The 1781-nt window shown below is 32.0% G+C and carries 2 protein-coding genes; one reads left to right on the top strand and one right to left on the bottom strand.

Annotated features, from left to right (window positions below):
- The coding region (locus WBN21_RS11750) for a class I SAM-dependent methyltransferase (protein ID WP_424200505.1) at positions 1–428 on the bottom strand (428 nt) is incomplete at its 3' end.
- Positions 429–567: 139 nt separating this feature from the next.
- Between WBN21_RS11750 and trkA the strand changes: the two genes are divergently transcribed.
- On the top strand, positions 568–1781 hold a 1214-nt coding region (gene trkA / locus WBN21_RS11745; protein WP_424200503.1), incomplete at its 3' end, for a Trk system potassium transporter TrkA.

Raw genomic sequence — 1781 nt, 5'->3', positions numbered from 1 at the left:
CCAATTTCAAGCGTTTCAAAGTTTCTTACCCCAAATGCAACTGTAATAGCGTCAAATGAATTATCATCAAAAGGCATGTTTTCAGAATCTCCTAAAATCATGTCTATTTTTGTTTCTAGACCTTTCTTTTTAACTTTTTTCTTGCCAATTTCAAGCATGCCGTTACTTATGTCAAAACCTACAATTTTTGTAGCATTAGTTTCGGCAAGGTTAATCGCTAAATCGCCAGTTCCCGTAGCAATATCTAAAATGGTGTCTGGATTGGTTTCTTTAACCAGTTTTACAACTTTTTTTCGCCATTTAATATCAATGCCGAAAGAAATAACTCGGTTTAAACCATCATAATCTCTAGAAATGGTATCAAACATTTTTGTTACCTGTTCTTTTTTACCTAAATCGCTGTTTTTGTATGGCTTTATTTTCGACAAATCTTAAAAATTTTCAGCAAAGATAAACTTTTAGAAAAGCATTACATAATCAGGATTCTAAATAATTATTATAAACCAATTTTATGTTCAAACTTCTATTTTATAGTATATTTGTACTACTATTTATGATAATTAAATAATGAAAATAATTATAGCTGGTGCTGGTGAAGTAGGCTTTCATTTAGCAAAACTTCTTTCTTACGAATCTCAAGAGATTACCTTAATAGACCCCAATAAAAAAAGTTTAGAATATGCGAATACACATTTAGATATTCGAGTTATTAAGGGCGATGCTACGTCAATAGCAATTTTAAAAGAAGCGCGTATTGATTCATGTGAATTGTTTATTGCAGTAACATCGAGTGAAACTACAAATATTACGGTAGGTGTACTAGCAAAGCAACTAGGTGCGCAAAGAACCATTGCAAGAATTTCTAATACCGAATTTATTCATCATAAAGATGAAGTTGGATTTACAAAAATTGGTATTGATGAGTTAATTTCACCCGAAGCTTTAGCTGCTTCAGAGATTGAATTATCATTAAAACAATCCTCATTTAACGAGAATTATGAGTTTGAAGATGGTGCCTTAACCATGGCTGGATTAACGTTACCAAGAGCAGCATCATTTGTAGGGAAAACGGTTAAAGAAGCTGCTCAAATTTTTCCAGAAATACATTTTGTGCCTATTGCTATTCAGCGTTTTGGTACACAATTCACTATTATTCCAAGAGGCGATACTAAATTTAAACGCGGTGATAATGTGGTGTTTATAACTTCTGAAGGTGGTGCAGATGAACTTTGTAGACTTACAGGTAAAGTTAATAGAGAAATAAAAAATGTGATGATTTTGGGTGGTAGTCAAATAGCTTATAAAACAGCAAGAGACTTAAGCGATAAAGGATTAAACGTAAAGCTTTTTGAAGGCAATAGAGATAGTGCATTTGAAATTGCAGAAGCGTTAACAAAAGTGCTAGTTATTAATAGTGATGGGCGTAATGTTGATATTCTTGAAGAAGAAAATATTAGCGAGATGGATGCCTTTGTTGCTGTTGGGCCTAATTCTGAAACCAATATTATGTCTTGTTTGGTGGCTAAATCAAAAGGTGTTAAAAAAACCATTGCTTTAGTTGAAAACATGGACTATTTTGATTTATCACATTCCATAGGCATTGATACTTTAATTAATAAAAAACTATTAGCAGCAAACAATATTTTTAGATACATACGCCGTGGAGAAGTTGTAGCCATGACTAAACTTAGTAATTTAAATGCTGAGTTATTAGAATTTGAGGTAAAAGCAACATCGGCTATTTGCAATAAAACCATTAAAACTATTGATTTTCCTAGAAC

The organism is Algibacter sp. (assembly GCF_049667265.1).
Taxonomy (GTDB): Bacteria; Bacteroidota; Bacteroidia; order Flavobacteriales; family Flavobacteriaceae; genus Algibacter_B.
This window is presented reverse-complemented; position numbering and strand designations above follow the sequence as displayed.